The sequence below is a fragment of the Rhizobium sp. YTUHZ045 genome (assembly GCF_051124255.1).
Classification (GTDB): domain Bacteria; phylum Pseudomonadota; class Alphaproteobacteria; order Rhizobiales; family Rhizobiaceae; genus Rhizobium.
Genome location: NZ_CP101432.1, coordinates 1,836,983 through 1,859,238 on the forward strand (window position 1 = coordinate 1,836,983; position 22,256 = coordinate 1,859,238).

19 protein-coding genes are annotated in these 22,256 nt (G+C 61.8%); 17 read left to right on the forward strand and 2 right to left on the reverse strand.

Annotation, left to right across the window (positions count from 1 at the left end):
• Positions 1-12: 12 nt before the first annotated feature.
• From NMA58_RS09340 to NMA58_RS09350, 3 genes are all read left to right on the forward strand, one after another.
• The gene (locus NMA58_RS09340; RefSeq protein ID WP_434713106.1) at positions 13-729 is read left to right on the forward strand and encodes an ABC transporter ATP-binding protein; all 717 of its coding nucleotides are present in this window, start codon (positions 13-15) and stop codon (positions 727-729) included.
• Positions 719-1,921 (forward strand): ABC transporter permease, encoded by a 1,203-nt coding sequence (locus NMA58_RS09345; RefSeq protein WP_434713108.1) that lies wholly within the window; start codon positions 719-721, stop codon positions 1,919-1,921. Before NMA58_RS09340 ends, NMA58_RS09345 begins: the two co-directional genes overlap by 11 nt.
• Positions 1,922-2,046: 125 nt before the next feature.
• Positions 2,047-2,661 carry a GntR family transcriptional regulator gene (locus NMA58_RS09350; protein ID WP_430959980.1) on the forward strand — a complete coding sequence of 205 codons (615 nt, stop codon included), beginning with the start codon at positions 2,047-2,049 and terminating at the stop codon, positions 2,659-2,661.
• A 50-nt stretch (positions 2,662-2,711) separates the two neighbouring features.
• Here NMA58_RS09350 and NMA58_RS09355 read toward each other — a convergent pair whose 3' ends face one another.
• Positions 2,712-3,524, reverse strand: coding sequence for a ferredoxin--NADP reductase (locus NMA58_RS09355; protein ID WP_434713109.1), 813 nt, complete (start codon positions 3,522-3,524; stop codon positions 2,712-2,714).
• Positions 3,525-3,868: 344 nt separating this feature from the next.
• Here NMA58_RS09355 and pcsA point away from each other — a divergent pair, with 344 nt between their 5' ends.
• From pcsA to NMA58_RS09425, 14 genes are all read left to right on the forward strand, one after another.
• A complete protein-coding gene (pcsA, locus tag NMA58_RS09360) occupies positions 3,869-4,597 on the forward strand; it encodes a phosphatidylcholine synthase (RefSeq protein WP_434713110.1) in 729 nt (242 codons plus the stop codon).
• A gap of 12 nt (positions 4,598-4,609) precedes the next feature.
• Positions 4,610-5,590 (forward strand): quinone oxidoreductase family protein, encoded by a 981-nt coding sequence (locus tag NMA58_RS09365; protein ID WP_434713111.1) that lies wholly within the window; start codon positions 4,610-4,612, stop codon positions 5,588-5,590.
• A 39-nt stretch (positions 5,591-5,629) separates the two neighbouring features.
• Complete coding sequence (locus NMA58_RS09370; RefSeq protein WP_434713112.1) at positions 5,630-7,198, forward strand: ABC transporter ATP-binding protein; 1,569 nt, start codon at positions 5,630-5,632, stop codon at positions 7,196-7,198.
• On the forward strand, positions 7,188-8,273 hold the full coding sequence (locus NMA58_RS09375) for an ABC transporter permease (RefSeq protein ID WP_434713113.1): 1,086 nt from the start codon (positions 7,188-7,190) through the stop codon (positions 8,271-8,273). The genes NMA58_RS09370 and NMA58_RS09375 overlap by 11 nt, the downstream gene beginning before the upstream one ends.
• Positions 8,270-9,190 carry an ABC transporter permease gene (locus NMA58_RS09380; RefSeq protein WP_434713114.1) on the forward strand — a complete coding sequence of 307 codons (921 nt, stop codon included), beginning with the start codon at positions 8,270-8,272 and terminating at the stop codon, positions 9,188-9,190. The genes NMA58_RS09375 and NMA58_RS09380 overlap by 4 nt, the downstream gene beginning before the upstream one ends.
• A 53-nt stretch (positions 9,191-9,243) precedes the next feature.
• Positions 9,244-10,320 (forward strand): BMP family ABC transporter substrate-binding protein, encoded by a 1,077-nt coding sequence (locus NMA58_RS09385; RefSeq protein ID WP_285195421.1) that lies wholly within the window; start codon positions 9,244-9,246, stop codon positions 10,318-10,320.
• 142 nt (positions 10,321-10,462) lie between these two features.
• Entirely contained in the window at positions 10,463-11,425 is a 963-nt protein-coding gene (gene ytfQ, locus NMA58_RS09390; protein WP_085778145.1) for a galactofuranose ABC transporter, galactofuranose-binding protein YtfQ, read from the forward strand.
• A gap of 119 nt (positions 11,426-11,544) precedes the next feature.
• The gene (gene ytfR, locus NMA58_RS09395; protein WP_434713115.1) at positions 11,545-13,068 is read left to right on the forward strand and encodes a galactofuranose ABC transporter, ATP-binding protein YtfR; all 1,524 of its coding nucleotides are present in this window, start codon (positions 11,545-11,547) and stop codon (positions 13,066-13,068) included.
• Positions 13,065-14,069, forward strand: a complete 1,005-nt coding sequence (locus NMA58_RS09400) for an ABC transporter permease (RefSeq protein WP_085778147.1) — start codon at positions 13,065-13,067, stop codon at positions 14,067-14,069. The genes ytfR and NMA58_RS09400 overlap by 4 nt, the downstream gene beginning before the upstream one ends.
• 5 nt (positions 14,070-14,074) lie before the next feature.
• Positions 14,075-15,043 (forward strand): galactofuranose ABC transporter, permease protein YjfF, encoded by a 969-nt coding sequence (gene yjfF / locus NMA58_RS09405; protein ID WP_085778148.1) that lies wholly within the window; start codon positions 14,075-14,077, stop codon positions 15,041-15,043.
• Between the two features lie 14 nt (positions 15,044-15,057).
• Entirely contained in the window at positions 15,058-15,834 is a 777-nt protein-coding gene (locus tag NMA58_RS09410; RefSeq protein ID WP_097601127.1) for a FadR/GntR family transcriptional regulator, read from the forward strand.
• Between the two features lie 83 nt (positions 15,835-15,917).
• The gene (gene glmU, locus NMA58_RS09415; RefSeq protein ID WP_434713117.1) at positions 15,918-17,279 is read left to right on the forward strand and encodes a bifunctional UDP-N-acetylglucosamine diphosphorylase/glucosamine-1-phosphate N-acetyltransferase GlmU; all 1,362 of its coding nucleotides are present in this window, start codon (positions 15,918-15,920) and stop codon (positions 17,277-17,279) included.
• A gap of 109 nt (positions 17,280-17,388) precedes the next feature.
• Positions 17,389-19,215 carry a glutamine--fructose-6-phosphate transaminase (isomerizing) gene (gene glmS / locus NMA58_RS09420; RefSeq protein ID WP_434713119.1) on the forward strand — a complete coding sequence of 609 codons (1,827 nt, stop codon included), beginning with the start codon at positions 17,389-17,391 and terminating at the stop codon, positions 19,213-19,215.
• 134 nt (positions 19,216-19,349) lie between these two features.
• Complete coding sequence (locus NMA58_RS09425) at positions 19,350-20,057, forward strand: DUF502 domain-containing protein (RefSeq protein ID WP_085778152.1); 708 nt, start codon at positions 19,350-19,352, stop codon at positions 20,055-20,057.
• A gap of 66 nt (positions 20,058-20,123) precedes the next feature.
• Here the strand turns inward: NMA58_RS09425 and recG are convergent, their stop codons facing one another.
• A complete protein-coding gene (recG, locus tag NMA58_RS09430) occupies positions 20,124-22,229 on the reverse strand; it encodes an ATP-dependent DNA helicase RecG (protein ID WP_434713120.1) in 2,106 nt (701 codons plus the stop codon).
• Between the last annotated feature and the right edge of the window lie 27 nt (positions 22,230-22,256).

Sequence of the window (22,256 nt, forward strand, 5' to 3'; positions counted from 1 at the left end):
GCGGAGAGACGGATGACAAACCCGCCGCTGATCGAATTCAAGAAGGTCTCGAAGATCTATGGCGCGGGCGAGGCCGCAATCCGTGCGCTCGACCATGTCGATCTGGCGATCGATGCCCATGAATTCGTCGCGATCATGGGGCCGTCTGGCTCCGGCAAGTCGACGGCGATGAACATTCTCGGTTGCCTCGACGTGCCGACATCGGGCGATTACATCTTCCAGGGCATTCCGACCAGCGGCTTCGACCGTGGTCAGCTGACGCTGTTGCGCCGCCACATGCTGGGCTTCGTCTTCCAAGGCTTCAACCTTCTGTCGCGCACCTCGGCGGCCGAGAATGTCGAACTGCCGCTGATCTATCGCGGCATGGCGGTGCGCGAGCGGCGGGAACGGGCGCGCGAGGCCTTGGCGCTGGTCGGCCTCTCCGGCCGCGAGCATCACAAGACGCAGGAGCTGTCGGGCGGCCAGCAGCAGCGCGTCGCCATCGCCCGGGCCATCGTCACCGAACCGGCGCTGCTGCTCGCCGACGAGCCGACGGGCAATCTCGACACCAAGACCAGCGTCGAGATCATGGATCTGATGACGCGGCTGAACCGTGAGCAGGGCATCACCATCGTCATGGTCACGCACGAGCCCGATATCGCCGCCTATGCCGAGCGGCTGCTGCGTTTCGTCGACGGCAAGCTGGAGACGGAGGCCGAGCATCGGAGGAGGGCGGATCATGTTCTTTGAGACGCTGAAGCTCGCGCTGCGCGCCATCAGCCGCAACATGCTGCGTTCGTTCCTCACCGTGCTCGGCGTCGTCATCGGCGTTGCCGCCGTCATCGCACTGGTGACGATCGGCAACGGCACGACCGCCCAGGTTTCGACCGAACTGTCGCGGCTCGGCACCAACATGCTGTTCGTCCGTCCCGGCCAGTTCGGTCCCGGCCGGGCGAGCTCCGAGGCCAAACGCTTCAGCGTCAAGGATGTCGCCGCCATCCGTGACCAGATCGGCGGCTTGAGGGCGGTGGCGCCGCTCAACCAATCGACGGCAACGGTGATTTTTGGCGGTCAGAACCATTCGACCAGCGTCTACGGCACCACCAACGATTATTTCGTCGCGCAGGACTGGAACCTGGCGCTCGGCCGCAATTTCACCCCGGCCGAGGAGCGCGGCCAGTCCCGTTGCATCATCGGCGAGACGGTCCGCTCGCAGCTTTTCGGCGCCGCCGACCCGCTCGGCCAGCAGATCCGCGTCGGCAAGGTTTCCTGCCCGGTCATCGGCGTGCTCGCCAAGCGCGGTCAGTCCGGGATGGGCACCGATCAAGATGACGTCGTCATCATGCCGGTCAAGGTGTTCCAGCGGCGCATCAGCGGCAACAGCAACGTGCCGCAGATCATCATTTCGGCGCGCGACGGCGTCTCCACGGCCAAGGTGCAGGCCGATGTCGAAAATCTAATGCGTGAGCGCCGCAAGATCATTCCCGGCCGCCAGGACGATTTCAATGTCAACGACATGACACAGATCGCCGAGGCGATGACCGGCACGACGACGCTCTTGACCGGCCTGCTCGGTGCCGTCGCCGCCATCAGCCTCCTCGTCGGCGGCATCGGCATCATGAACATCATGCTCGTCTCCGTCACCGAGCGAACCCGCGAAATCGGCATTCGCCTGGCGATCGGCGCCCTCGAAAACCAGGTGCTCACTCAGTTCCTGGTCGAGGCGGTGGCGCTCTCGCTCTTCGGCGGCATCACCGGCATCGTGCTCGGCCTGAGCCTCGGTCTGGTGGCGGTCACCCTCCTGAAAGTCCCCTTCGTCTTCAGCCCGATGATGGTCGCCGTCGCCTTCCTCTTCTCAGCGGCGATCGGCATGATTTTCGGTTATTTCCCGGCAAGAAGGGCAGCACAGCTCAATCCGATCGAGGCGTTGCGGCACGAGTGAAGGGCCGACGCGCGGTTCGGACGGACCTGCGAATTGGGTTCTTACTTCTTGTCTGGCATCCCCTTGTCTTCGAATCTTCGCCGTGCCAGGATGTGATATATCAGGTGGGCTACGGAATTATCGGCATGCTGACGTCACAAAGCCACCTTGCCTATCTCGCGCTCGAGCATCTGATCGTCACGCTGGTGCTGAAACCCGGTGCGCTCGTCACCGAAAAGCAGCTGATCGATATGGCGGGCCACGGACGCACGCCGGTGCGCGAGGCGATTCAGAAACTCGCTTGGCAGGGGCTGATCCTGGTGAAGCCACGTGTCGGATTGCAGGTTGCCGAGATCGCGCCGGAGGATCATGGCAATGTCATGCAGGTGCGCCGCGAACTGGAGCCGATTGCTGCGGCATTGGTCGCCGAACATGCGGGCGGCGAACAGCGCGATCGCCTGGGCGACTGCGCTCGCGCCATGGAGGAATGCGCCGCCACGGGCGATCTCGCCGGCTTCTTCGCCGCCGACAAGGCTTTCGACGAGATCCTCGAGGATGCCTGCCCGAACGGCTTCATCATGGCGGCGCTTGGCCCAGTGCAGACCCATTCGCGTCGCCTCTGGTATTCCACCGCAAGCCCGGAACGCATGGACCGCGCCATCGCGCTGCATGTCGGCGCTATTCGGGCCATTCAGCAGGGCAGACCGGATGAGGCGCATGCGGCGATGGCGGCATTGATCGACTATCTCGCCCGCGCATAAAAACGGCCCCGTTTCCGGAGCCGTTCTCAGATCGGATTGTCGAAAGAGTGTCAGCCGACGAAGGCCCGTTCGATGACGAATTCGGCGGGCTTGCTGTTGGCGCCCTCATTGAGGCCGGCCTTCTCCAGCAGTTCCTTGGTATCCTTCAGCATGGCCGAGGAGCCGCAGATCATGCCGCGGTCGATTGCCGGATCGAGGGGCGGCACGCCGAGATCGGTAAACAGCTTGCCCGAAGAGATCAGGTCGGTGATGCGGCCGCGATATTCGAAATCCTCGCGCGTAACAGTCGCATAATGACGGAGCTTGTCGCCGACCACTTCCTTCAGCAGTTCGTCATTATGGATCTCATGCACGAGGTCGAAACCGTATTTCAGCTCGGCGACATCGCGCGTCGTATGGGTGAGGATCACTTCCTCGAACTTTTCATAGGTCTCGGGATCGCGGATCAGGCTGGCAAAAGGCGCAACGCCGGTTCCCGTCGAAAGCATGTAGAGGCGGCGGCCAGGCGTCAGCGCATCGAGCACCAGCGTGCCCGTCGGCTTCTTGCGCATCAGCACCTGGTCGCCCGGCTTGATCGCCTGCAGATGCGACGTCAGCGGACCGTCCGGCACCTTGATCGAGAAGAACTCGAGTTCTTCGGCCCAGGCGGGGCTGGCGATCGAATAGGCGCGGAAGACCGGTTTGCCCTCGACCATCAGGCCGATCATCGCGAATTCGCCGGAACGGAAACGGAAGCCCTGCGGCCGGGTCATCGTGAAGCGGAAGAGCCGGTCGGTGTAATGCGTCACGCTGAGCACCGTCTCGGCATAGACGCCGGCGGGGATGGACGATGCGAAGTCTTCGGTCTTTGCAGGCGCGTTCATTGCGGTAGAGGATCCCGTTTCGTCGGATGAACTTATCGGATGCGAGGCAGATATTACATATCCGGCCGGAATTAAAGGCATTCCATTCCACGCAGCGCTCATGAAAGGAAATATGCGTGTCCCTGTCAGGATTCAATGGTTGGCGGGGAATGTCATATTTCCCGCTGGCGAAGCCCGCCAAAGGATGCATATTAGAGCGGCGCGCCGCAATTGGATGCTGATTTCGGCAAAAGCGGTGCGACAACAAAGACCTACGCCGTCGAGCCCGATTCAGGAACAGGGTCAGGTGATGATGGCGATAAAACACGCTTGCCAGGGCGAGCGCGACAGGCGGTCGGGGGGTTATGAAGATTTTCAATTACAAGCGTGTTCCTTACGCGGAAATGCGCGCCTTTTCCGTTCATATCCTGACGGCTTCCGGCTCCTTCCTCGCCTTCCTCGGCGTGGTCGCCGCCGCCGAGCACCGCTTCATCGACATGTTCTGGTGGCTGGGTCTGGCTCTACTGGTCGATGGCATCGATGGGCCGATTGCCCGCAAGGTGCGTGTCAAGGAGGTGCTGCCGAACTGGTCGGGCGATACGCTCGACAATATTATCGATTACGTTACCTATGTGCTCCTGCCGGCCTTCGCGCTCTACCAGAGCGGCATGATCGGCGAGCCCTGGTCCTTCGCCGCCGCCGGCATGATCGTCGTCTCCAGTGCCATCTATTACGCAGACATGGGCATGAAGACCGACGAGTATTTCTTCTCCGGCTTTCCCGTCGTCTGGAACATGATCGTCTTCACCCTATTTGTCATCGATGCGAGCGCGACGACGGCGCTCGTCGTCGTCACCATATCGGTGGTGCTGACCTTCCTCCCGATCAATTTTCTCCACCCGGTCAGAGTGAAGAGGCTGCGCCCGCTCAATCTCGGCGTCTTTTTCCTGTGGTCGGCGCTCGGCGTCTATTCGCTGCTGATGCATTTCGAAACGCCGGAATGGGCGCTCATTCTCTTCATTGTGACCGGGCTCTATCTTTACGTCATCGGCGCGGTGCTGCAATTTTTCCCCGCCCTTGGACGCGAAGCTTAAAGGACAGACAATATGACGAAAACGCAGGCGGTTTCATTTTCGCAAACGGGCGGACCTGAGGTTTTCAACTATGTCGAGATCGATCTTCCCCAGCCGGCGGCAGGCGAGGTGCAGATCCGGCAGGCGGCGATCGGCCTCAACTTCATTGATGTCTACTTTCGCAACGGCTCCTATAAGGTGCCGCACCTTCCCTTTGTCACCGGCAAGGAGGGCGCCGGCACCGTCACGGCAGTCGGCCCCGGTGTTACGGATTTCAGGCCTGGCGACCGGGTCGCCTATGCCAGCGCCGACGGCGCCTATAGCGCCGAGCGCAATATCGAGGCACGCCATCTGGTGCATGTGCCTGACGGCATCGAGCTCGAAACGGCGGCAGCGATGATGCTGAAAGGCATGACCGCCGAATATCTCCTGAACCGCACCTTCAAGGTCGGCCCTCAGACCGTCCTTCTGTTCCATGCCGCAGCCGGCGGAGTCGGTCTGATCGCGGGCCAGTGGGCGAAGGCGCTCGGCGCTACGGTCATCGGCACGGTTGGATCCAAGGAGAAGGTCGAGCTGGCACTCGCCCACGGCTACGACCATGTGATCAACTACAAGAGCGAGGATTTCGTCGGCCGCGTCCGCGAGATAACGGGCGGCAAGGGTGTCGATGTCGTCTATGATTCGATCGGTCGCGATACTTTTCCACAGTCGCTCGATTGCCTGAAGACGCGCGGCCTTTTTGCCTCCTTCGGCCAATCTTCCGGGCCGATCGAGAATTTCACCCTCGCCATGCTGGCTCAGAAAGGGTCGCTCTTTGCGACGCGCCCGACGCTCTTCACCTATATCGCCACGCGTCAGGAATTGGACGATAGTGCAAAGGCGCTATTTGATGTTGTGCAAAGCAACAAAGTGCGTATCAATGTCAACCAAACCTATCCGCTGCGTGAGGTTGGGCAGGCTCACGCGGATCTGGAAGCAAGAAAAACGACAGGAACGACGCTGCTGATTCCATGAGATCCGAACGGACCGGTTGGCAGAAGAAATGAGGGGAACGTGTCTGCATTGAATGTGCCGGATCCCGGTGCGTTGTTATCCGTCCAAAAGCTGACGAAGTTCTTCGGTGGCTTTGCCGCCTGCAATGACATCGATCTCGACATAGCGCCGGGCGAAATTCATGCGCTTCTCGGCGAAAATGGCGCAGGCAAGTCCACCTTGGTCAAGATGCTGTTCGGTGTTCTCGAGCCGACGCACGGGCAGATCCTTTGGGAAGGCAGTCCCGTCGTCATCGCCTCGCCGGGAGAAGCCCGCAAGCACGGCATCGGCATGGTCTTCCAGCATTTCTCACTTTTCGAGGCCCTCACGGTGGCCGAAAACATCGCGCTATCGCTCGATGACGCCATCCCGATCGACCGTATCGCCGAGGAGGCGAGGGCGCTGTCGGTCACCTACGGCCTGCCGCTCGATCCGCATGCCCATGTCGCCGATCTCTCCGTCGGAGAGCGCCAGCGCATCGAGATCGTCCGGGCGCTGCTGCAGAACCCGAAGCTGATCATTCTCGACGAACCGACCTCGGTGCTGACGCCGCAGGAGGCCGACAGGCTGTTCGAGACGCTGTTCAAGCTGCGCGCCGAAGGCCGTTCGGTTCTCTATATCAGCCACCGTCTGGAGGAGGTGCAGCGCATCTGCGATCGCGCCACCGTGCTGCGCCATGGCCGGGTGACCGGCGCCTGCGATCCCAGGCAGGAAACGCCGGCCTCGCTGGCCCGCATGATGGTCGGCAGCGAGGTGCCGACGGTCACCCATCCCGAGCGCAGCGACAGGGGCGAGGTGCAGCTTGCCGTTTCGAACCTGTCGGTTTCCCCGCGCACGCCCTTTGCCATGCCGCTGCGCGACGTCTCCATGACGGTGCGTGCGGGCGAAATCCTCGCAATTGCCGGGGTCGCTGGCAACGGCCAGAGCGAGTTGTTCGACGCGCTGTCGGGCGAGTATCCGGTTGCCTCAGCCGAAGCGATCATCATCCGCAAGAAGCCGGTGGGCACTCAGGGCATTACCGCGCGTCGCCTGCTTGGCGCCGGTTTCGTGCCGGAGGAGCGACACGGGCACGCTGCCGTTTCCGCCATGAAGCTTTCCGACAATCTGGTGCTGGCCCGCAGCCAGTCGGATCGCAAAGCCTTTCTGGGCGTGCTCGGCATCATCAGGCAGGGCGCGGTCAAGTCTGCGGCGCGGCGCATTTCCGAAGCGATGGACGTCCGCAAGAGCGGTGACGATCCCGCCGCCGGCTCGCTCTCCGGCGGCAATCTGCAGAAATTCATCGTCGGCCGCGAGCTCGACCGCCAGCCGGCCGTCCTCGTCGTTAATCAGCCGACCTGGGGCGTCGATGCGGGAGCGGCAAGCCGCATCCGCCAGGCGCTTGTAGATCTTGCAAGGGCCGGCTCCGCCGTGGTCGTCATCAGCCAGGACCTCGACGAAATCTTCGAAGTGGCAACCGATATCGCCGTCATCTCCGAGGGGCGCCTTTCCCGGCCCTATCCGGCCGGCGAACTGACCCGCGAAAAGATCGGCCTGCTGATGGGCGGCCTGCATGAAGGCAGTTCTGCCGCGGAGACTGCCCATGCGCATTGAACTGGAAAAACGTCCCGACGTCTCGAAGCTCTTTGCTTTCGTCTCGCCGCTCCTGGCGCTTGCCCTGACGCTTGCCTTCGGCGCCATCATGTTCGCCATGCTCGGCAAGGATCCGGTCGAGGCGCTCGATGCATTCTTTGTCGAGCCGCTGCTCGAGGTCTGGTCGCTGCACGAACTGGCGATCAAGGCAGCGCCGCTGATCCTGATCGCCGTTGGCCTTGCCGTCAGCTACCGCTCGAACAATTGGAACATCGGCGCCGAAGGGCAGTTCACCATCGGCGCCATCACCGGGTCCTATCTGCCGATCGTTTTCTACGACTGGCATTCGCCTCTCGTCCTGCCGTTGATGCTGCTGCTCGGCGCGCTGGGCGGCGCACTTTTTGCCGCCATTCCGGCGCTGTTGAAGGCCCATTTCAACACCAACGAAATCCTGACATCGCTGATGCTGGTCTATATTGCCCAGCTCTTCCTCGATTGGCTGGTGCGCGGCGCCTGGCGCGATCCGCAGGGCTTCAACTTCCCGGTGTCACGGGATTTCGCGCCGGAAGCGGTGCTGCCGGCGATCTGGGAGGAATCGGGTCGGGCCCATTGGGCCTTCATCTTTGCCATCATCGCGGCGATCGGCGTCTGGTTCATGCTGCGCTATACGCTCAAAGGTTTCGAGATCGTCGTGCTCGGCCAGTCGGAGCGGGCAGGGCGCTTTGCCGGCTTCTCGTCGAAGAAGATGATCTGGTTTAGTTTCCTCTTCTCGGGCGCGCTTGCCGGCCTTGCCGGAATCTCTGAGGTCTCCGGTTCGATCGGCCACCTGCAGCCCGCCATCTCGCCGGGCTACGGCTTCACCGCCATCATCGTCGCCTTCCTCGGCCGGCTCAATCCGCTCGGCATCATCGCGTCCGGCCTGGTGCTGGCGCTGACCTATCTCGGCGGCGAAGCGGCGCAGCTGTCGCTCGGCGTCTCCGACAAGGTCACCCGCGTCTTCCAGGGCCTGCTGCTCTTCTTCGTGCTCTCCTGCGATACGCTGATCTACTACAAACTCCGCATCGTCTGGTCGCGGGTCAGGGGCGTGGGAGCATGAGCATCTTCGAAGCCATTCTGCTGACCGTTATCACTGCCTCGACGCCGCTGGTCATCGCCGCGCTTGGCGAACTGGTGACGGAGCGCTCCGGCGTTCTGAACCTCGGCGTCGAAGGCATGATGATTATGGGCGCAGTCGCCGCTTTTGCCGGCGCGCAGACGTCGGGCTCGCCTTATGTCGGGATCATCTGCGGCATAGCGACGGGTGCGCTGTTCTCGCTGCTGTTCGCCTTCCTGACGCTGACGCTGGTGGCCAATCAGGTGGCGACGGGACTGGCGCTTACGCTTCTCGGCCTCGGCGCATCGGGCATGCTCGGCGAGCCCTATGTCAGCGTTCCCGGCATTCGCCTCGAAGAGATCGTCATGCCCGTCCTGTCGGATATTCCCGTCATCGGCCATGTTCTGTTCAGGCAGGATCTGATCTTCTACCTGTCGATTGCACTTGTGATCGGCGTCAGCTGGTTCCTGTTCCGCAGCCGGGCCGGGCTGAAACTGAGAGCGATCGGCGACAGTCATACGTCGGCCCATGCCCTGGGCATCGGTGTCATCCGCACGCGTTACCTGGCGGTGATGTTCGGCGGCGCCTGCGCCGGTCTTGCCGGCGCGCAGCTCTCGCTCGTCTACACGCCGCAATGGGCGGAGAACATGTCGGCCGGCCGCGGCTGGATCACCCTGGCGCTTGTCGTTTTCGCCTCCTGGCGGCCATGGCGGGTTTTTGCCGGCGGATATCTCTTCGGCGCGGTCACCATCCTGCAGTTGCACGCGCAGGCCTTCGGTCTCGGAATTCCCGCGCAGTTCCTTTCGATGCTGCCCTATGCCGCGACTATTGTGGTTCTCATCATCATTTCCCATAATCGGCGCACGACGTTGATCAACACGCCCGCATCGCTTGGGAAGGCCTTCGTGCCGGAGCGATAGACAACGACACAAGGACGGGTTTCCGCAATAACTTCAAACCAACAGGGGTAACCATGAAGAAGTTCGCATTTGCACTCGCCGCCTCGGCCGCCGCCCTGATCGGCATTTCCTCCGCCGCTCAGGCCGCGGAGAAGACGAAGGTCTGCTTCGTCTATGTCGGTTCGCACACCGATGGCGGCTATTCGCAGGCCCACGATCTCGGCCGCCAGCAGGTCCAGGCCGAATTCGGCGACAAGATCGAAACGCCTTATCTCGAAAACGTGCCGGAAGGTCCGGACGCCGAGCGCGCCATCGAACGTCTGGCCCGCTCCGGCTGCAAGCTGATCTTCACCACGTCCTTCGGCTTCATGGATGCGACGGTTAAGGTCGCAGCCAAATTCCCGAAGGTCAAGTTCGAGCATGGCACCGGCTACAAGACTGGCCCGAATCTCGCGACCTACAACTCGCGATTCTATGAAGGCCGCTACATCCTCGGCCAGATCGCCGCCAAGACCTCGAAGAATCACGGCGCCGCCTACATCGCTTCGTTCCCGATTCCCGAAGTGGTGATGGGCATCAACTCCTTCGAGCAGGGCGCTAGGTCGATTGATCCGAGCTTCAAGCTGAAGGTCATCTGGGTCAACACCTGGTTCGACCCCGGCAAGGAAGCCGATGCGGCCAAGGCGATGGTCGACCAGGGAGTCGACGTCCTGACGCAGCACACCGATACGACAGCGCCGATGCAGGTTGCCGAAGAACGCGGCATCCACGCCTTCGGTCAGGCGTCCGACATGATCGCAGCCGGCCCGAAGGCGCAACTGACAGCGATCGTCGACACCTGGGGCGCTTACTACTCCAAACGCGTTCACGCGCTCCTCGACGGCACCTGGAAGTCGGAACAGAGCTGGGACGGCCTAAAGGACGGCATTCTGAAGATGGCGCCGTACACCAACATGCCTGACGATGTGAAGAAGATGGCCGAGGAAACCGAAGCCAAGATCAAATCGGGCGAGTTGCATCCCTTCACCGGCCCGATCAACAAGCAGGACGGCACGCCGTGGCTGAAGGCGGGCGAGAAGGCAGATGACGCCACCCTGCTCGGCATGAACTTCTATGTCGAAGGTGTCGACGACAAGCTGCCGGCGCAATAATTCCCCCGGCTTCTGCAACTTCCAAGGGCGTCCTGGCGGGCGCCCTTTTTTCTGCTGGAACGCTAAAAAAAGTGATTGCCAAAAGTAATACTATATGATTTTTTGACCCTGCGCCGCGAAGGAGCGGCATTGGGAGGATATCATGAAATTGAAGACTGCACTTTTGAGTGCCACGGTTCTTGCTGCCTGCATGTTCGGTTCGGCTTCGGCCGGCGGCTTGACGGTCGGCTTCTCGCAGATCGGCTCGGAATCGGGCTGGCGTGCGGCTGAAACCACTGTCACCAAAGAACAGGCCAAGAAGCGCGGCATCGATCTGAAGTTTGCCGACGCGCAGCAGAAGCAGGAAAATCAGATCAAGGCATTGCGCTCCTTCATTGCTCAGGGCGTTGATGCCATTCTGATCGCTCCGGTTGTTGAAACCGGCTGGGACGACGTTCTGAAGGAAGCCAAGGAAGCCAAGATCCCGGTCATCCTTCTCGACCGTACCATCAAGGCTCCGGACGATCTTTACCTGACGGCCGTGACCTCGGACCTCGTTCATGAAGGCAAGGTCGCAGGCGACTTCCTGGTGAAGACCGTCGGCGACAAGAAGTGCAATGTCGTCGAACTGCAGGGCACCACCGGTTCCTCGCCGGCGATCGCCCGCAAGAAGGGCTTCGAAGAAGCTCTTGCCGGCCACGACAACCTCAAGATCGTTCGCAGCCAGACCGGTGACTTCACCCGCACCAAGGGCAAGGAAGTCATGGAAAGCTTCCTGAAGGCCGAAAATGGCGGCAAGGACATCTGCGCGCTCTATGCCCACAACGACGACATGGCCGTCGGCGCCATCCAGGCGATCAAGGAAGCCGGCCTGAAGCCCGGCAAGGATATCCTTGTCGTCTCTATCGACGCCGTGCCGGATATTTTCAAGGCGATGTCGGAAGGCGAGTCCAACGCCACCGTCGAACTGACGCCGAATATGGCTGGTCCTGCCTTCGACGCGCTCGAAGCCTATCTGAAGGACAAGAAGGCTCCGCCGAAGTGGATCCAGACCGAGTCCAAGCTCTACACGCCGGCCGACAATCCGATGAAGGTCTACGAAGAGAAGAAGGGTCAGGGCTACTGATTTGAACCTGCAACCGCACTGGCCCACAATGGGCCGGTGCGGAACTGCCGGTGCCGGATCGGGCGGCAGCCCGGTCTTGGCGCGGGCGCACGGCGCAATATCAGGACACAGCAGCCCTCATGGTTCACAATAACGAGAATATTCTCGCAGCCTCGGCTATATCCAAGTTTTTTCCCGGCGCCGTCGCCCTTGATAAGGTTGATTTCACGCTGCGCCGCGGGGAGGTTCATGCGCTTCTCGGCGAGAACGGCGCCGGAAAATCGACGCTGATCAAGTGCATCACCGGCGCCTATCATCGCGACGGCGGCAGCCTGATGCTCGACGGCCTGGAAATCAATCCGGCCAATACGCTCGCTGCCCAGAAACTCGGTATCGGGACCGTTTATCAGGAGGTCAACCTCCTCGCCAATCTGAGTGTCGCTGAAAACCTCTTTCTCGGACGCCAGCCGAGGCGTTTCGGCATGACCGACGTGCGTGCGATGAACCGCAAGGCGCGCGAACTGCTCGCCGGTTACGGCATCGATATTGACGTCACCGCCGAACTCGCCCGTTTCTCCGTCGCCGTCCAGCAGGTCGTCGCCATCGCCCGTGCCGTCGATCTCTCCGGCAAGGTGCTGATATTGGACGAGCCGACGGCGAGCCTCGACAACCAGGAAGTGGCGCTGCTCTTTCGCATCATTGAGGACCTGAAGAAGCGTGGCCTCGGCATTGTCTTCATCACCCATTTCCTCGAGCAGGTCTATGCGATCAGCGATCGCATCACCGTGCTGCGCAACGGCAAGCTCGTCGGCACCCGCGACGCCGCCGAGTTGCCGCGCCAGGGTCTGATCGCCATGATGCTCGGCCGCGAGCTTGCCCAGGCCGAAGAGGCGGTCGGGGAACGCAGCATCGCGGCGGGCGAGGTCCGGTACCGCTTTTCCGGCTACGGCAAACGCGGCAAGGTCAAGCCCTTCGATCTCGATGTGCGCGCCGGCGAGGTGGTCGGCGTGGCAGGGCTGCTTGGTTCCGGGCGCACCGAAACCGCCGAGCTGCTCTTCGGCGTCGAACATGCCGATAGCGGCAGTGCGACGATCGACGGCCAGCTCGTCACCCTTTCCAGCCCGCGCGCCGCAATCGAAAAAGGTTTCGGCTTCTGCCCGGAGGACCGCAAGACCGATGGCATCGTCGGCGACCTTTCGATCAGGGAAAATATCGCGCTGGCGCTGCAGGCTCGCCGCGGCTGGACCCGGCCGCTGTCGCGCGCCGAGCAGAACGCGCTCGCCGACCGCTATATCAAAGCGCTCGATATCCGCACCACCGACCGTGAAAAGCCGATCCGGCTGCTCTCCGGCGGCAATCAGCAGAAGGCGATCCTCGCCCGCTGGCTGGCAACCAATCCCAAGTTTCTCATCCTCGACGAGCCAACCCGCGGCATCGATGTCGGCGCCCATGCGGAGATCATCCGGCTCATCGAACAGCTCTGCGCCGAAGGCATGTCATTGATTGTAATTTCCTCGGAACTTGAAGAGCTTGTCGCCTATAGTTCACGTGTCATCGTACTTCGCGACAGGCAGCATATCGCCGAATTGACGGGCGAGCGCATCACCGCAGCCGGTATCGTCGATGCCATCGCCGCCGCCGAGCACAAGAAGGAGGATGCATGAAATCCTCTCGCAATGGGCTGGCCTATCGCCTGGCGCCACAACTGATCGCACTCGTAGTCATTCTTCTGTTGAATTTCATAACGTCGCCGCAGTTTTTTAATGTTGTTGTTCAAAATGGACGCCTCTATGGCAGCCTGATCGACGTGCTCAATCGCGGCGCGCCGGTGGCCTTGTTGGCGATCGGCATGACGCTGGTGATTGCTACCAAGGGCATCGACCTGTCGGTCGGCGCGGTCATCGCCATCTGCGGCGCCGTTGCAGCTTCGTCGATTGTGTCTGGAAATTCAGTGACCTACACGATTTTGCTGACATTGGCGATCGGGCTTGCCTGCGGCGTCTGGAACGGTTTTTTGGTGGCGATCCTCAACATCCAGCCGATCATTGCCACGCTGGTGCTGATGGTTGCCGGCCGCGGCATTGCCCAGCTCATCACCGAGGGCGCGATCCTGACGTTCAACGATGACGGCCTGATCTTCTTCGGCAGCGGCTCCATGGCGCTCCTGCCGATGCCCGTTGTCATCTGGCTGCTCGTCGGTCTTCTCGTCATCCTGCTCGTTCGCCGCACGGCGCTCGGCATGCTGCTCGAGGCTGTCGGCATCAATCGCCGCGCCAGCACGCTTTCCGGCATTCAAACACCGGTGTTGCTGATGGCGGTCTATATGCTGAGCGGGCTTTGCGCCTCGATCGCGGGTATCATCGTCGCGGCCGACATCAAGGGCGCCGACGCCAACAATGCAGGTCTCTGGCTGGAGCTTGATGCCATCCTCGCTGTCGTCGTCGGCGGCAACTCGCTGCTCGGCGGAAGATTCAGCATTGTCGGCTCGCTGATCGGCGCAATGATCATCCAGGCGGTCAACACCGGCATCCTGTCCTCCGGATTTCCGCCGGAGTTCAACCTGATCATCAAGGCGGTCATTATCATCGTGATCCTCGTCATTCAGTCTCCGGCGGTGCAATCGCTCGCCATCTTCGCCAGCCGCCGGCAGGGCGGAAGGGAGTAGCCGAAATGAACTCCAAATATCTGCCGCTGCTTGCGACCATCGTCATCTTCGTGCTCGCTTATGCCGGCTGCACGCTGCAATATCCGAACATGCTGTCGACGCGCGTCATCGGCAATCTTCTGACCGACAATGCCTTCCTCGGCATTGCCGCCGTCGGCATGACCTTCGTCATCATCTCCGGCGGCATCGATCTGTCGATCGGTTCGGTCATCGCCTTCACCGGCGTGTTCCTCGCGGTGATCCTGCAGAACACCTCGATCCATCCGCTGCTTGCCTTTGCGCTGGTCCTCGTCATCACCACCGCCTTCGGCGCCATCATGGGCGCCATCATCCACTATCTCGAAATGCCGGCCTTCATCGTCACGCTTGCCGGCATGTTCCTGGCGCGCGGTATCGCCTTCGTGCTCTCGATCGACAGTATTCCGATCAACCACGACTATTATTCCACGCTGACGAGCCTCTATTGGCGGCTGCCCGGCGGTGGACGGCTGACGCTGATCGGCGCTGTCATGCTTCTGGTCTTTGCCGCCGGCATCTTCATCGCCCACCGCACCCGCTTCGGTACCAACGTCTATGCACTCGGCGGCGGGCCGCAGACGGCGCGGTTGATGGGCGTGCCGGTCGGCCGCACGACGATCCAGATCTACGCACTGTCGGGTTTTCTCGCTGGTCTATCCGGAATCGTTTTTTCGCTGTACACCTCTGCAGGATATTCTCTTGCGGCAGTTGGCGTCGAACTTGACGCCATCGCTGCGGTGGTCATTGGGGGGACGCTGCTGACCGGAGGAGCGGGCTTCGTGGCGGGAACCTTGATCGGGATTCTGATCCAGGGACTCATTCAGACCTACATCACCTTCGACGGCACGCTGTCGAGCTGGTGGACGAAGATTCTGATTGGTCTGCTGCTATTTGCATTTATTCTGATGCAGAAGGCGATCCTGTTCCTTTCCAGCCTGAACAAGAGGTATGCCTGAGGGGGGCGGGTCCTTTGCGCAACAAATTCATCGAGGCACGCAAGACAGGGCGCCGAACCCGGACGAGCCATGCACAGGTGGTCGACGAGCTCGGCAAGGCAATCGTCGCCGGCACCTATCCGGTCGGCTCGATCCTGCCCGGCGATACCGAACTGGCTCAACGCTTCAAGGTGTCGCGCACCGTCTTGCGTGAAACGATGAAGACGCTCGCAGCCAAGGGCATGGTTGTCGCCAAGGCGCGGGTTGGCACGCGCGTGACCGAGAAAACCCTCTGGAACATGTTCGACAGCGAAATCATCGCCTGGCACTTCGATAATGGCGTGACGGAAGAATTCCTGCTGCATCTTTACGATATCCGCCTTGCCGTCGAACCCTTCGCCGCAGGTCTCGTCGCCGAGCGCGCCAGCACCGAGGAAATCGAGACGCTTCGCGAACTGGCGCAGGAAATGGCGGCCAGCGGGCATACGGCCGACAGCCTGGCGCTCGCCGACCTGCGCTTTCACCTGGCGATAGCCGAAGCCTCGCACAATCCTTTCATGCGCACCCTCGGCAGCCTCATCGAAGCGGCCCTGGTCGGCATGTTCCGCATCAGCACGCCGCCCTCCGAGAACGGGTTCGCCAATATCGCCGATACCCACATGCGCATCGTCGATGCCATCGTTTCGGGCGACAGTGCCGCGGCTCGGCGTGCGATGGAGGTCGTGATCGTGGATGGCCGCGATCACGTGCACGAGGCCTTCGCGGCCCACGGCTCTCCTGTTGTCCTGGGGCCGATTTCACCCGCAATCTAACCCTGAAATGGATTTCCGATTTCAGGAATTATGCAGTATGAGGCAGAAAAGCCGCCTCATCACGCGGATTCGCGGAGCAGATCATGGAACGTACTTGTCTTGCCGTCATCCTTGCCGCCGGTGACAGCACGCGGATGAAATCTTCGAAATCGAAAGTGCTGCATCCAGTCGCCGGCCGTCCGATGATCGCCCATGTGGTCGAGGCGGTCGCCTCCGCCGGCATTTCCTCCGTCGCCCTCGTCGTCGGCCGCAATGCCGAGGAGGTGGCAAAGGCCGCAAGCATAGACGGTGTCGGCATCGAAGCCTGTCTGCAGAAGGAACGCCTCGGCACTGGCCATGCGGTGCTGGCGGCGCGCGAGGCCATCGCCAGAGGCTATGACGACATCCTCGTTACCTATGGCGACGTGCCGCTCCAGACCGACGGGCCGCTCAAGGCCGCCCGCCAGGGACTCGCCGACGGCAGCGACATCGTCGTCATCGGTTTTCATACCGACCGGCCGACCGGCTATGGCCGCCTGCTCGTCAAGGACGGCGAACTCATCGCCATCCGCGAGGAGAAGGACGCGACCGACGCCGAGCGGGCTGTGACCTGGTGCAACAGCGGATTGATGGCGATCAACGGCCGCAAGGCGCTCGATCTTCTCTCGCTCATCGGTAATGCCAATGCCAAGGGCGAATTCTATTTGACCGATCTCGTCGAGATTGCCCGTTCGCTCGGTGGCCGCGTCACCGCTGTCGACGCTCCTGAAATCGAGATGACCGGCTGCAACAACCGCGCCGAACTCGCCGTCATCGAACGTTTTTGGCAGGAGCGCCGCCGCCGCGAGATGATGCTGGCCGGCGTTACGATGATCGCGCCGGAAACGGTGTTCCTCTCCTACGACACCATTATCGCCCAGGACGCGCTGATTGAGCCGAACGTGGTCTTCGGACCCGGAGCCGTGATCGACAGCGGCGCCATCATCCACTCCTTCTCGCATATCGAGGGCGCCCATGTCAGCGAAGGCGCGACCGTCGGCCCCTTTGCGCGGCTGCGGCCGGGTGCCGATCTCGCCAACGGTTCGAAGGTCGGCAATTTCTGCGAGGTCAAGAACGGCCGGATCGGTGAGGGCGCCAAGGTCAACCATCTGACTTATATTGGCGATGCCGTGGTCGGTGCCGGCAGCAACATCGGTGCGGGCACGATCACCTGCAATTATGACGGGGTCAACAAGAGCGAAACGGTGATCGGGCAAAACGCCTTCGTCGGCTCCAATTCCTCGCTGGTCGCGCCGGTGACGATCGGTGACGGCGCCTATATCGCCTCCGGCAGCGTCATCACCGCCAACGTGCCGGCCGATGCGCTGGCGCTCGGACGCGCCCGCCAGGAGATCAAGCCCGGCCGCGCGACGCTGTTGCGCGAGCGTGCGCTCGCCATAAAGGCGGCGAAGAAGGCCAAGGTTTAAGCCCGCTTTGCGTAACCGGCGGAAATTCAAAGTGACCGCGGAGCCGATTGAGAAATAAGCGGAAATCTTTAGGACTGGCCTCAATATTGAAGCCTTATGGGGATATTGCATGTGCGGAATTGTGGGGATCGTCGGAACTCAGCCTGTCGCCGGGCGCCTGGTCGATGCGCTGAAGCGCCTGGAATATCGCGGTTATGATTCTGCCGGTGTCGCTACCATCCACGAGGGCGTGATGGATCGCCGTCGCGCCGAGGGCAAGCTCTTCAATCTGGAAAAGCGCCTCGACGCCGAACCGTTGCCTGGTGCGGTCGGTATTGCCCATACGCGCTGGGCAACACACGGCGTGCCCAACGAGACCAATGCCCATCCGCATTTCGTTGAAGGCGTGGCCGTCGTTCATAACGGCATCATCGAAAATTTCTCCGAGCTTCGCGATGAACTGACCGAAGCGGGCGCGGTCTTCGACACTCAGACCGATACCGAAGTCGTTGCCCAGCTGATGGCGAAATATCTGCGCGAGGGGCTCGAGCCGCGCGCCGCCATGTTGAAGATGCTGAACCGGGTGACCGGCGCCTATGCGCTGGCCGTCATGCTCAAGGCCGATCCCGGCACGATCATGGCCGCCCGCTCAGGCCCGCCGCTTGCCGTCGGCTACGGCCGTGGCGAGATGTTCCTGGGGTCGGATGCGATTGCGCTTTCGCCCTTCACCAACGAGATCACCTATCTGGCCGACGGCGATTGCGCCCTCATCACGCGCGACGGCGTCGCCGTGCTCGATTTTGCCGGAAAGCCGGTCAAACGAGCCCGCCAGATCTCGCAGGCGACCGCCTATGTCGTCGACAAGGGCAATCACCGCCATTTCATGGAAAAGGAAATCTACGAGCAGCCGGAGGTGATCTCCCACGCGCTCAGCCACTATGTGGATTTCGCCGAGAACACGATCGGCGCCAATGCCGCCGCGATCGATTTCAAGGCGGCAAGCAGCCTTGCGATTTCGGCCTGCGGCACCGCCTATCTCGCAGGCCTTGTCGGCAAATACTGGTTCGAGCGTTATGCCCGCCTGCCTGTTGAGATCGACGTCGCCTCCGAATTCCGCTACCGCGAAATGCCGCTCTCGCCATCGCAGGCCGCACTCTTCATCTCCCAGTCGGGCGAGACCGCCGATACGCTGGCATCGCTGCGTTATTGCCGCGACAACGGCTTGAAGATCGGCGCTGTCGTCAATGTGCGCGAATCGACGATTGCCCGCGAATCCGACGCCGTCTTCCCGATCATGGCCGGTCCCGAAATCGGCGTCGCCTCGACCAAGGCCTTCACCTGCCAACTCGCCGTGCTGGCGTCACTGGCGATCGGCGCCGGCAAGGCGCGCGGCACGGTGAGTGCTGAGGAGGAGAGGGCGCTGGTGCGCCATCTCGCCGAGATGCCGCGCATCATGAGCAGGGTGCTGAATCTTATCCAGCCGCAGATGGAAAGCCTGTCGCGTGAACTGTCGAAATGCAGGGACGTGCTCTATCTCGGCCGCGGCACCAGCTTCCCGCTCGCCATGGAAGGCGCGCTGAAGCTCAAGGAAATTTCCTATATCCACGCCGAAGGCTATGCCGCCGGTGAGTTGAAGCACGGGCCGATAGCGCTGATCGACGAGAACATGCCGGTCATCGTCATTGCCCCTTACGACCGCTTCTTCGAAAAGACCGTTTCGAACATGCAGGAGGTCGCAGCCCGCGGCGGCCGCATCATTTTCATCACCGACGACGCGGGTGCGGCCGCCTCGAAAATGCCGACCATGGCAACGATTACCCTGCCTGTCGTCGACGAAATCATCGCGCCTATGATCTTTTCGCTGCCGATCCAGCTGCTCGCCTATCACACTGCCGTTTTCATGGGCACCGACGTCGATCAGCCGCGCAACCTGGCGAAATCTGTAACAGTGGAATAAGCCTGCAAGGCCGCTGTCTTCGCTGCGAAACATATTGTGCGCACCCTCGAATTCTGGCAATTTTGGTGTGCGGACAAGGGGGAAAGGCCGGCGTTCCGGCCTGTCCACGACTGAGATGGAGCTCATCAGGAGAGATGACCGACAACACCCCCAGAATGCCGGTCGCGACCCGGCTGAGGAATAATTTTCTCGCAGGCCTGATCATCTGCGCGCCGATCGCGATTACCATCTGGCTGACCTGGACCTTCATCCACTGGTCGGACAGCTGGGTCAGGCCCTATATTCCGGCGCGCTGGAATCCGGAAAGCTATCTCAATTTCGCCATTCCCGGTTTCGGCCTGCTGACGGCCGTCGTGCTGATCACCGTTGTCGGTTTTCTCGGCAAGAACCTGATCGGCCAGAGCATCGTCGGTTTCGGCGAATCGGTCGTCCAGCGCATGCCGCTGGTGCGCACGATCTATAGAAGCGTGAAGCAGATTTTCGAAACGGTGCTGAAGGAGCAGTCGAACTCTTTCAAGAAAGTCGGCCTCATCGAATATCCCAGTCCCGGCCTCTGGGCGCTGGTTTTCGTGGCCACCGATGCCAAGGGCGAGATCGCTTCGAAGTTCAACGCCATGGGCCAGGATATGGTCGCGGTCTTCCTGCCTCCGACTCCGGTGCCGACCGCCGGTTTCCTCGTCTTCGTGCCGCGCGAGAAGATCGTGTTGCTCGACATGTCGCCGGAAGACGCGGCCAAATTCCTGATCTCAGGCGGGCTCGTGGCTCCTGAAATCCCTCAGTCCGAGCCGAAGCCGAAGCATTTGCCGCGGCCGAAGCCGGTGGCGGTTTCCAAGGCTGATTGATGCATGTCGCCCAAAAGTGTTTAGCGGTTTTGCGATAACGCCATGCATGGCGCGTAGTGGCGCGCTTTATCCTGCTCTCAGAAACCGGATCGCCTCATCTCGGCGGAAGAGATAGAGCAGGGTGCGGATCGCCTGTCCTCTTTCGCTGGTCAGTTCCGGATCGCGCTCAATGAGGTAGGCCGCATCCTTACGAGCAATCTCAAGCAGATCGGCATGCGCCTCGAGGCTGGCAATGCGAAAACCCGGCGTGCCGGATTGCCTTGTGCCGAGCAATTCGCCTTCGCCGCGCAGCTTCAGATCCTCTTCGGCGATGCGAAAACCGTCCTCCGTCTCCCGCATGATCGAAAGCCGGGAATGGCCGGTTTCGCCGAGCGGCCCCTTATAGAGCAGGATGCAGGTCGAAGCCTCATCGCCGCGCCCGACGCGGCCTCGCAGCTGATGCAGTTGCGCCAGGCCGAAGCGTTCGGCATGTTCGATCACCATGATCGTCGCATCCGGCACGTCGACGCCGACCTCGACGACGGTGGTGGCGACGAGAAGGCGGGTCTCGCCGTTCTTGAAGGCCATCATCGCCGCATCCTTCTCCGCGCCGCTCATACGACCGTGGATGAGGCCGATATCGGGACCGAGCGCGGAGACGAGCGTCGCATGCCGCTCCTCCGCCGACATCAGGTCTAGTTCTTCGGACTCCTCGACCAGCGGGCAGATCCAGTACGCCTTCTTGCCTTCAGCGACCGCCCCCCGCAGCCGTCCGACGATTTCGCCTGTTCGTTCCATCGGCACGGTGATTGTCTGGATCGGCTTGCGGCCGGCCGGCTTCTCGGTGAGTTTGGAAACGTCCATGTCGCCGAAGGCAGCCAGCACAAGCGTGCGAGGGATAGGCGTCGCGGTCATGACAAGCATATGCGGCGAGATGCCCTTCGCCGTCAGCCGCAGGCGCTGGTGAACGCCGAAACGGTGCTGCTCGTCGACGACGGCGAGCATCAGGTTTGCGTAACTGACGCTCTCCTGAAATAGCGCATGCGTGCCGATGATGATCTGCGCTGCGCCGGAGCCGATGCGTTCCAGGATGTCTTCGCGTTCGCGCCCTTTGGTGCGCCCGGTCAGCACTTCGATGCCGAGGCCGGCGGAGGCGGCGAATTTCGAGATTGTCGCGTGGTGCTGCCGCGCCAGGATTTCGGTCGGCGCCATCAGCACGGCCTGGCCGCCGGCCTCGATCACCGCCGCCATCGCCATCAGCGCCACCAGCGTCTTGCCGGAGCCGACATCGCCCTGCAGCAGCCGCAGCATCCGCTCCTGACCGGCCATGTCCTTCAGAATCTCGGCGATCGCATCGTTCTGGCTTGACGTGAGCGAGAAGGGCAGCGCCTTCACGATCTTACTGCTGACCGCACCGGTGGCATGCACCGGCTGGCCCGCCACTTTGCGCAGCCTCTGGCGCACCAAGCTGAGCGACAGTTGGCCGGCCAGAAATTCGTCATAGGCAAGCCGCCTTCGGGCAGGGGCCTGTGGATCGACATCTGCGGGATCGCGCGGCTCGTGCAGCATATGAAAGCTGTCACGGATCGACGGCAGACCCTGCTTCGGCGTCAGCGTCAGGTCGATCCATTCCGGCATCTCCGGAAAGCGCGGCAGGGCGGCGTCGATAATCTTGCGCAGCGTTTTCGGCGAAAGCCCCGCCGTCAGCGGATAGATCGGCTCGACGAGCGGCAGGCTTTCGGCCTCCTCCGCTTTGACGATATAGTCGGGATGCACCATCGAGGCGCGGCCGTTGAACCAGTCGATCTTGCCGCTGACCGTCACCTCCGCATCGATGGGCAGCTGCTTTTCCAGCCATGCCGCCTGGCCGCGGAAGAAGACCAGCGTCAGCTCGCCGGTCTCGTCGTGCAGGAAGACCCGATAGGGGACATTGCTTTTGCCGCGCGGCGGCACCTGATGCCGATCGACACGTGCGGTGATGGTGACGATCGCGCCCTGCGGCGCCCGGGCGATCCCCGGCTGATTGCGCCGGTCGATCAGCGAGAAGGGTGCGTGAAACAAAAGGTCGATGACCCGGCAATCCTCCGGCGTCTCGCGTCCGAGCAGCTTGACCAGCAGTTCGGCGATCTTCGGGCCGACGCCCGGAAGGCCCGAAACAGGAGAAAACAGCGGATCGAGAATGGCGGGGCGCATGCGGCCAAAATGCGATGAACAATGCCG